This window comes from Pseudanabaena sp. 'Roaring Creek', assembly GCF_001402795.1.
Lineage (GTDB): Bacteria > Cyanobacteriota > Cyanobacteriia > Pseudanabaenales > Pseudanabaenaceae > Pseudanabaena.
This window is the reverse complement of the sequence record NZ_LIRE01000501.1, coordinates 1-10,042: the sequence shown is the minus strand read 5'-3', so window position 1 is coordinate 10,042 and position 10,042 is coordinate 1. Positions and strand designations below refer to the sequence as shown.

General features: G+C 43.8%; 6 protein-coding genes. 4 read left to right on the top strand and 2 right to left on the bottom strand.

The features are described 5' to 3' along the window. Positions 1-237: 237 nt before the first annotated feature. Complete coding sequence (locus AC805_RS15630) at positions 238-1,521, top strand: ABC transporter substrate-binding protein (RefSeq protein WP_055076280.1); 1,284 nt, start codon at positions 238-240, stop codon at positions 1,519-1,521. 286 nt (positions 1,522-1,807) lie between these two features. On the opposite strand, the gene AC805_RS15625 is transcribed toward AC805_RS15630, so the two are convergent. Next, on the bottom strand, positions 1,808-3,364 hold the full coding sequence (locus AC805_RS15625; RefSeq protein WP_055076279.1) for a radical SAM protein: 1,557 nt from the start codon (positions 3,362-3,364) through the stop codon (positions 1,808-1,810). Between the two features lie 1,426 nt (positions 3,365-4,790). Here AC805_RS15625 and AC805_RS15620 point away from each other — a divergent pair. The 3 genes from AC805_RS15620 to AC805_RS15610 all read left to right on the top strand — a co-directional run bounded on the left by AC805_RS15620 (position 4,791) and on the right by AC805_RS15610 (position 8,519). Next, positions 4,791-6,695: an SPFH domain-containing protein gene (locus tag AC805_RS15620; RefSeq protein WP_055076281.1), complete on the top strand. Its 1,905-nt coding sequence runs from the start codon at positions 4,791-4,793 to the stop codon at positions 6,693-6,695. Positions 6,696-6,783: 88 nt separating this feature from the next. Further along, positions 6,784-7,701, top strand: a complete 918-nt coding sequence (locus AC805_RS15615; RefSeq protein ID WP_055076278.1) for an NAD(+) kinase — start codon at positions 6,784-6,786, stop codon at positions 7,699-7,701. A gap of 59 nt (positions 7,702-7,760) precedes the next feature. Further along, entirely contained in the window at positions 7,761-8,519 is a 759-nt protein-coding gene (locus AC805_RS15610; protein ID WP_055076277.1) for a pentapeptide repeat-containing protein, read from the top strand. 229 nt (positions 8,520-8,748) lie between these two features. Here the strand turns inward: AC805_RS15610 and pdhA are convergent, their stop codons facing one another. Further along, on the bottom strand, positions 8,749-9,777 hold the full coding sequence (pdhA, locus tag AC805_RS15605; protein ID WP_009626838.1) for a pyruvate dehydrogenase (acetyl-transferring) E1 component subunit alpha: 1,029 nt from the start codon (positions 9,775-9,777) through the stop codon (positions 8,749-8,751). Positions 9,778-10,042: the final 265 nt, after the last annotated feature.

The following is a 10,042-nucleotide window of genomic DNA, read 5'->3' as shown; positions in this document are numbered from 1 at the left end:
CCACCGATCGCCAAAAAATACTTTGAAGCCTTCAGTGATGTTCCACCCAAGGATAATAACATTACCCTCGCGCTGAGAAGCCATAATCAAACCGAATAGAGAGTTACGACGCTTCGCGCCGCAACTCTCTATTCGGTTTGATGTCCTGACTTAAGTGACTATAGCTATATAATCAAACCGAATTTACTCGAATTTACTCAAATCTAATCACATTTACTCACATTTACTATTGTTGCCATGCCATCTAATCTCTTTAACAACCTCAGTCGCCGCAAGTTTATCGGACTTTCCACTCTGTTTTTGCTGGGAGCCTGTGGAGCCCAAACAACGCCATCTAACTCTTCAAGTAAAAACAAAGTCGTATTTTGGACGATGCAATTAAAACCACAATTTGATAAATATATGGCGGATTTGATCGCAGGATTTTTAAAGGAAAATCCGACGGCGGAAGTAGAGTGGGTGGATATTCCTTGGGGAGAAATGGAAACTAAAATTTTGAGTTCTGTAGCGGCAAAAACGGCTCCCGATGTCGTGAATCTAAATCCACAGTTCGCTTCTAAACTAGCAGAGAAAAAAGCATTGGTGGATATGGAGAAAGCTATATCAGCAGCCGATAAAGCCACCTATTTCCCGAATATCTGGAAGGCAAATCAATTGGATAATACTACCTTTGGCTTGCCTTGGTACGTAGCAACGGATATCACCATTTACAATCGGGCTCTCTTTGAAAAGGCTGGCTTAGATCCTGCTAAGCCTCCTAAAACCTTTGAAGAACTTGCCAAGGTTGCGGAACAGATTAAGGCAAAAACTGGTAAATATGCGTTTATGCTGACTATGGATGGCGGACAAGTCTTAGAAGCGATGGTACAGATGGGGATGAAATTACTCGATCCCAATGGTAAAGCTGCGTTTAACGATGCGGCGGGTAAGGCTGCCTTTGACTATTGGGTAAATCTCTTTGAGAAACAATTAATCCCTCGCGAAATCTTGACTGAAGGGCATCGGAAAGCAGTAGAACTCTATCAGTCGGGAGAATTGGCAATTTTATTGTCGGGTCCCCAGTTCTTGCAAACGGTTACCCTCAATGCCCCAGCTATCGCCAAAGTTACCGATGTGGGCGCTCAAATTACTGGCTCAACGGGTAAAAAGAGTGCGGCGGTGATGAATGTCTCCGTGCCCACAACCTCCACCAATCAAGCTCTAGCCGTCAAGTTTGCCCTCTATATAACCAATGCGGGAAATCAGCTTGCTTTTTCTAAGGTTGAAAATTCATTACCTTCAACGACTAAGAGCGCTGGGGATCCCTATTTCACCGAGGTCGCTAAAGATGCGCCGCTAAGCGATCGCGCTAGAGTTATTAGCGCCTCACAACTGTCCCAGTCGGAAGTATTAATTCCACCTGCGAAGGATATTGAGAAACTGCGGAAAATTATTTACGAAGAGTTACAACTTGCCATGCTCAAGGAAAAGCCCAGCGATAAAGCGATCGCCGCTGCTGCGGAACGTTGGAATTCACTGTAAAGTCAAGAGAATGGCGGTGCAAAGCGCTGTCCTTCTCTTCTTGGGTTTAGCTATCTCTGGTGTTGCTATATCAGCAATAACCAGTTCAGCATGATTAAAAACTAAAACCTAGACGAGCGTTACGCTCGTCTAGGTTTTACACCAATTCCCAAAAGTGTGGCTACACTTTTGGGAATTAAAACCCAAATCCAGTAAGGGTTTTAAAATCACAAAATGGCTATGCCATTTTGTGATTTGGTATTACTTATACTTAGAAGGCATTTTAGAATAAAATATTTTACTAGAGCTAGCTCACATTTGCCAATGCAATTTTTGAGTCATTGGAGGAAGCCGTGCTAACCAGTCCCGAATATTCACCACTATAGTTAGTAAATTCAGATGCTGATCTACGAATCTTCGATAGACGAATTTGCCAATCGGAAATCTGGGCATAGCTGAGGTGATGAGTATTGCAAGTTGGTGTCCATAGACCTCCCCACACGCAGGAATCTTCAAATTGCAGCAAACCTAGCTTACGTAAGTTATGGGATTGAGGAGTTCCAGGTAAGGGTGCAATACTATAGCAAGCAATCTGAAACTCAACTTTAGGGTTAATCTCTACTAGTTCATCCACAAGCTCAGAGATCGCTTCCTCAAGACGCAACAAATCATCAATATCATCATCAGGTAGTCCAATAATGATGCCATAAGCGATGACAGGTACTCCAGTTCTGACAACCGATTTCATCAATGTACAATGCTCTTGCCAAGGTAGGAGTTTCTTATATGATTCTCGTCCAAAAACGGGACGTTCAGCAGGAATATAGGCTAAAGGACAGCCAACTTTTCCATTCCAACCAAATAGTGCTTCAATCAATTCTTCATCAGGTCTGAGATCAGTACTTTCATAGTTACGACCAGCACCTAAAGTTGTTTTCCTAAGTTCTAAACCATTTGGCCACATGAGCGAAATTCCCATCTCCCGCGCTCCGTTGGTAATTTCGAGGATCTCATCTCGTCCCCCTGGAAATAATGTTCGCGCAAGGAACTGATCGGAACCGATATTAATGGAAACAGCTCCCGCTTCTTTTTGAATTTCTAACCATTTGAGAGCTGTTTTGGGAGTCATTCTTCGATAGCCAGTACCATAGGTCGGTGTCATACAAAAATCACAGGTGCGATCGCAACCAATGTCAGCCACTAAAGAACCGATTGGCACTAGTCCTTGAACATTAGGGAGTATCCCTAAACATTCTCGTGCCACTTCTACCGAGGGTAATGCCCATTCTTCAGGACTTTTGGCTTTAGTTTTCCTTGCATATTGTTTACCATCTGCCAACACTACCCCCGTGAGGTCTTCTCGTGGAGTTTTTCCCAATACATAGTCAAAAATTGCCCAATTAGCAGCTCCAGATTTATCTAAAACTACTGCGGCTGCACCAGCCTGTAAGTAGTGATGAGGTTCCGCTACTGCATCGGAACCACCCACAACAATTGGGCGTTTTCCCTTAGCTAAATGTTCAATCAGTAAACAACTGACTTGACGATCTTGGGAGAAATTCACTGTAATGCCCCAAGCATCGAATGCCTGTGGATCGAGAGCAAAAATATTACCCCCTACAAATGTTTTCCGTAGAGTCATCCCTTTCCAAAAGATCTGACCAAATTCTTCGCTATAGTCCCCATCTCTGAGGTTGACTAATTGAGCATCAAATCCTCCCGCTCGCAAGTCAGAAATCAAAACTTGTTTACTAATTAAAGAACGATGTCTATATAACGAAGTCCAATTTTTACCTTCTGCATCGTATAGTCCTGTTGCTGGAACTTCTATTAATCCAATTGTCGGCTGTTTTTTGTCTATCATAAAATTCGTACTAACTTTACTTGTAGGTTTACCTTATTGTATTCTTTAATCTAAATTTGTATTAAATGATTTAAATCGTAAGAAAAGTTAATTCTTAGTAATTATTTAGAAATCACGCGTCTAGTCAGATAATCTGATAAAATCCACATCTTGTACCAACAAAACTATATAAATCTTAAAACTCATGATGCTTGAGATGTATTTTTGAAAAAAATATTTATGCAAAATCAAATGACTAATATAGAAACAGAGATTAGCAGTAAGTATTCTCATTAAAAACTATATAAAGTTGAGAGATAAGCTACTTCCACGATGGGCTTCTGGTGCTAGGAAAAGTATTATAAATACGGCAATTCAAGATTTAAATTCTCCTAAAGCAATTTCTCTTAAAGTAAAATTAGGAAAATTTTGTTCCTCAACCTTGATTACCCTAACATTAAATTTATCTCTCCAATTCTTATTCTTTTTGAGCCATTTTTTAATTAGAAATCCTATCCCAAAAAAGAAATGTAACCTACCATATAGTGCAGTAATGCCTAAAACTCAAAAAGTATTTTAATATCTTTCAGGAATAAATAAAAAAGCTGTTGGAGCAAAGTATATATAACCACAACCTTGATAAAGAACTTAATTTTAGTTAGAAAATTAAGAATTTTTCTCATGCTTAAATAAGTCTTGCACTATATATCAGTTGAGATACAGAGTTGATTTCGACAACCATATAGAATTATCAGCGTATTTTCTTTTGATTGGTTGGCGTAAAATATGAACTTTCTTTAAGACGTATCCCCTCAGTCAGCTAACCAATATCTGAATTGTTACCTAAAACTAAAGTTAATAGAATAAAATAAACAGAAGTAATACTAGTAGTCAATAACTATATTTTATTTTATATAGGTATAGGACTTTCGCATTGGATAGGTGTGGCGCGGGCTTTGCCCGCGCCACACCTATCCAAAATCCAGTAAACTCGTTAGCTTTGCGTAAGTCCTATAGGTAAATATCGCAGACTGAGCAAGGATTATGGATTTTACAAGAATACATCAGGGCGTTTATCTATATAGCTTTGATCCGCAAAATGCTTAGAAATCTTACGGCTGTCAATTCTTAAATGCTTTCTTAACTACTTACCAATTCACAAAAGAGTTGTCACACTTTTGTGAATTAAAAACCAAAACCAGTAAGGGTTTTCAAAGCTCAAAATGGCGTAGCCATTTTGAGCTTTGGTATAAAGTATGGAGCAAAGAATTGAGCTTGTTAATTTTCTTAGTAGATTTTGAGGATTTCCTAACAACTGCGCTAGATTAGCATCAGTTCTGAAAGTGGTATTTTACCCGTGAAAAAGCTATTTAGGATTCAGGATGTTTGCCCAAGCTTAGGTCAGAAATTTTGGCAGCGATCACTTATTTCAGGTGCAGCGATCGCTATGCTAGGTATCTTGGGGTTGCCGACAATCCTCGCCCGCGATACAGCGATCGCCCAATCAATTTCCCAGAAAGATAATGCTGCCAATACGCGATCGCAACCCCTCCAACTGATGCAAGCAGGCGAGCTTAGCTTTCCACTGTGGGTATGGGTGATTGGCGGTGTCGTGATTGTATTTATATTTCTGCCCCAGATGGGATGGATTTTAGGGCTAATCGTTGTCGGTGAAAGAGAAGTCGGCATCGTGGTTAAGAAATTCTCATTGCGTGGCGATTTACCTCCAGGACAACTCGTCGCCCTCAATGGTGAAGCTGGATATCAAGCCGACACCCTCGCTCCTGGTTGGCATTTTGGCTTTTATCCTTGGCAATATAGCGTTCGCAAAGAATCCGTAGTGGTAATACCCCAAGGCGAAATCGGCTTAATTATTGCCAACGATGGGAAATCGATTCCTCCCGATCGCATTTTAGGTAAAACTGTCCCCTGCGACAATTTCCAAAACGCGCGCGAATTTCTCCTTGCGGGTGGGGAAAAGGGAAGGCAGTTAGGAATCCTCACCGCAGGAACCTATCGAGTCAATACGGCGCTATTTACAATTATTACTTCTGCTAATGCGGCCGCCAATGGGATGGCTCCATCGGAACTAAAACTCTATTCCGTCGCCACCGAAAAAGTCGGCATTGTCACCACATTAGATGGAACACCGATTGAGACAGGGGCGATCGCAGGAGCGATTATTCCCGAACATGACAACTTTCAAAACGCTCAACTATTCATCAATGGGGGCGGTCGGCGCGGCTTGCAGGAGCAGGTTATTCTATCGGGTTCGTGGAATCTCAATCCTTGGTTCGTCCAGATCGAACAGGTGAAAATGACCGATATTCCCATTGGGTATGTCGGGGTGGTGATTTCTTTTGTTGGCGGCGCTCAAGATGATGTTAGTGGCGCTTTATTTACCCACGGACATTTGGTGAATGTCGGTGATAAAGGCGTATGGATCGAGCCGCTTTATCCTGGCAAACATCCATTAAATACCCATATTATGAAAGTGGAACTCGTGCCCACTACCAATATTGTTCTAAACTTCAGCGATCGCACCGAAGAACATGGCTATGACTCCAAGCTGAGAGCCTTAAATGTCCGTTCTAACGATGGCTTTGCTTTTAATTTAGAGGTTGCACAGATCATTCACGTAGGAGCCTTGGATGCCCCTAGGGTTATTTCGCGCGTGGGTTCAATGCAAAACCTCGTCGATCACGTACTCCGTCCAACCGTAGGCAACTACTTCCGCAATTCCGCACAGGCCTATACGGTGTTGGATTTCTTGATTGCCCGTAGCGATCGCCAAGCAGAAGCAGCCGATTTTATTCGTACCGCCATGCAAGCCTATGATGTCCAAGCAGTAGATACTCTCCTCGGACAGATCGAACCACCCGAAACTCTGATGCAAACCCTCACCGATCGCAAAATTGCCGAAGAACAACGCAAGACCTACGAAGTGCAGCGCATCTCCCAAACGCAACGCCAAGAACTCGTCCGCGAGACATCCCTTGCGGATATTCAAAGAGAAGTAGTTACCGCCGAACAAGGGGTACGCATTGCCGAACTGCAAGCCAGCGCCAAGGTCAAAGAAGCGGCTGGTGAAGCCGAATCTATCCGCGTCACGGGTGAGGCGAAAGCCGATGCCTATCGAGCTGGAGTCGATGCCCTCGGCGGCAGTTCCTACGTTGCCTTGCAGTTAATGCAAACTATCGGCGATCGCAATGTGCGTGTTGTCCCCGATGTTGCCGTCAATGGTAGCGATCGGGGCGGAGGCTTACTTGATGGCGTATTAGGTATGCTGCTCTGGAATCAAAACAAAGAAGCCAAGGAGGAAAAAAGCGATCGCTTGACGAGGCTACCCTAAGTTCACGAACAGAAAGCCAAAAGCCAAAAGCTAATTGCTATAATTACCAAACTGACAAATTTTTGAATAGTCTAGGTAGTCATTGAGCGTGCCAAAAGTCGGGATTATATATAACGACGCAAAGCCTGTCGCTGAACGTGTAGCGTTGGATATGGAGTCGTGGCTAGAAAAGCGCGGTATCCAGACAGTGATGGCGACTGGAAATGGCGGTATTTTGGGCTATGGCAAACCTGATGCTCCCGTTTGTCATACCTTAATCGAAAGTTTAGTCCCTATCGGTTTCGATCGCGACTTAATGTTTGTGGTTGCCCTTGGAGGCGACGGCACCGTACTCTCCGCCTGCCGTCAGATCGCCCCCCTTGGTTTACCTGTCTTAAATGTAAACACAGGGCATATGGGCTTTTTGACCGAAACCTACTTAACCGATTGGGAAGAAGCAGTTTCGCAAGTCGTGGAAGGCAACTACGTTGTCGAACAGCGATCGATGATGACGGTGCGCGTTTACGATAGCCAAGGACTGCTCTGGGAAGCCCTATCGTTAAACGAAATGGTATTGCATCGCGAACCCTTGACCAGTATGTGTCACTTTGAAGTGCAGATTGGTCGCCATTTACCTGTTGATATTGCGGCGGATGGCGTGATTATTTCTACACCTACAGGCTCAACCGCCTATGCACTCTCAGCAGGAGGTCCCGTCATTGAGCCCGGGATTCCCGTATTTCAACTTATCCCCATTTGTGCCCATTCCATGGCATCACGGGCTTTAGTTTTTGCCAATACGGAGAAGGTGATTGTTACCCCTGCTAATCGACATCGGTTGGTGTTGGTTGTTGATGGTAATGCGGGATGTTACATCTATCCTGACTATCGGGTTGAAGTCGAACGATCGCAATATCCTGCGAGGTTTATTCGCCTACAGAAAGGTGAGTTTTTCAAGATATTACGCGAAAAGTTAGGTTGGGGACTGCCACATATTTCTAAGCCAAATCTGGGCGAATTAGCTTAAAATTCATAAAGCTAGAAAGGTACATCTCTCTAGCTTTATAAGCTTAGTGAAAGGTCGCCATGAGCCAAAGTCTCAACTTTGCAAACCAAGATTTACGCGATCGCTCCTTCAAGGGCAAAAATCTAGTCGGTGCTAATTTTAGCGGTGCTGATATTCGTGGGTGTAATTTTTGCCGCTCTCAACTCAAGGCAGCTAATTTTGCGAATGTGCGAGCAGGCAAAAGTCAGAGGCAAGCGGCGATCGCCAGCTTAGTCTCGTTTGTAATGTCGTTGATGTTTGCGGGTACGGCAACGATCTCTACTATTTTGCTGGTTGCCTTCTCCCTTTCTTTGATTTTTGGGGCAACGATTATCAATCAAAGCACAGTTTATTGGGTGGCAATCGTGGCGATCGTCGTATTTGCGGTTAGCTTTGCGATTAGCTTTACGGCTAGCTTTGCGATCTCCAGCTCCAAGGGGACGGTCATGGCAATTCCTATTTCCCTTGTTATGGCTTTTGCATCAGGTTTCTTTGGTTCCACCTTCACCAAGATACTGGTTTCTGGTGCTTTTAACGCGATCGCGGGTTCGCTGCGGTTTAATCCCTTTACGGCGCTATTAATATTTTTAGCGATCGAGCCATTACAGATTTTTGGGAGCCTCTACTTATTTCGTTTGGCAATTAATACATGGCGCTCTACCACAGGCACTAAGTTTCAGTATGCCGATCTCACTAAAGCCTCCTTTCATAGCGCGACCTTGGTTAATTGCGATTTCTCCAAAGCGATCGTCAACGATGTCGATTGGGAACAAGCACAGATATCCCGTTGCAAGCTATAAATATAGCTGCCGTCAATTGTATCAGGATATATAGCAGTAGCCAGAAAAACAAAACCCAAAAGAGTGTTGCGGCGCTTCGCGCCGCAACACTCTTTTGGGTTTTATGTCTTAACTTATTTGGCTATAGCTATAAAAATCAGGACATAAAAACCAAAAGATAGGTGGCGCTTAGCGCCACCTATCTTTTGGTTTTTGTAAGGAAGTTACTTGGCAACTTCTTGTTTGCGACCTATTCGTCTTCCGCAAACTGATAGCGGAAAAGATCCTTAGGATCTGGTTCGGGAGAAGTTTCCGCAAAGCGAACACATTCCTCAACTACATCACGAATCTTTTTATCAATATCTTTCAACTGGCTTTCAGTTACTAAACCATGCTCAAGCACGCGACTAGCAAAGATTTTAATCGGATCGCGTCCGAACCATTTATCCTTGTCTTCTTTGCTGCGTAGTTCGTCGGGGTCGGCTAGAGAATGTCCTCTAAAACGATAGGTCATGCATTCTAAAACCGTAGGACCTTCGCCAGCACGGGCGCGACGGATGGCTTCTTGAGCATATTCGCGTACGGATAGCACATCCATACCATCCACCTCAAACCCTGGCATCCCAAAGGCTTCGGCTTTTTTATGAATCCGCACATCGGAAGTAGCTCGATGATGCTTCATCCCGATCGCCCAATCATTATTTTCAATGACAAAAATAATTGGCAATTTCCACAGAGCCGCCATATTGAGGGTTTCGTAGAATTGCCCGTTATTACTTGCGCCATCACCAAAGAAACAAGCGGTGACTTGGTCGGCATTCGGATCGCCCATTACTTCGCGGCGATATTTTGACTGAAACGCTGCACCCGAAGCCACGGGAATGCCTTCGGCCACAAAAGCATAGCCACCCAAAAAGTTATTCTTAGCTGAGAAGATATGCATGGAGCCGCCACGACCCTTACTGCATCCTGTTTCCTTCCCAAAAAGCTCTGCCATTACCTCATTTGCCGTGACACCAGCACTGAGGGCGTGAACGTGGTCGCGGTAGGTACTGCATACATAGTCATCGGGACGCATGGCTTTGATTACGCCAGAAGCTACCGCTTCTTGACCATTGTACAAATGCACAAACCCGAACATTCTTCCGCGATAATACATTTCAGCGCACTTGTCCTCAAAAGTGCGTCCCAATACCATATCTTCGTAAATGGTTAGGGCTTCGCCTGTGGTGATATTGGGTGCAGAAGTCGAAACAGTCGCAACAGTGTCTTGAGGCATCGATTCAGTAAGTGAGCTAATCGTTAAATTTTTCTTTTGCTAGTCTAGCAGCGATTGACGACGGCAACATAGGGATAGTCGGGGCAAGATAATTAGATTTAGTTTTTAATTCACAAAAGTGTTGTCACACTTTCGTGAACTAAATATAAAACCCCAGAAGCTGTAGCGCACGCGCAGCGTGCGCTACAGACTTTGGAAGTCTATATTTAGTTGTACCAAGCTACTGACGAGATATATAGATAATTTAAATAAAAACTACAGCTTC

Excerpts from the sequence above, each read along its gene's own strand:
- AC805_RS15630 (WP_055076280.1), top strand. The coding sequence starts at position 238 with ATGCCATCTAATCTCTTTAACAACCTCAGTCGCCGCAAGTTTATCGGA.
- AC805_RS15625 (WP_055076279.1), bottom strand. The coding sequence starts at position 3,364 with ATGATAGACAAAAAACAGCCGACAATTGGATTAATAGAAGTTCCAGCA.
- AC805_RS15620 (WP_055076281.1), top strand. The coding sequence starts at position 4,791 with ATGCTAGGTATCTTGGGGTTGCCGACAATCCTCGCCCGCGATACAGCG.
- AC805_RS15610 (WP_055076277.1), top strand. The coding sequence starts at position 7,761 with ATGAGCCAAAGTCTCAACTTTGCAAACCAAGATTTACGCGATCGCTCC.
- pdhA (WP_009626838.1), bottom strand. The coding sequence starts at position 9,777 with ATGCCTCAAGACACTGTTGCGACTGTTTCGACTTCTGCACCCAATATC.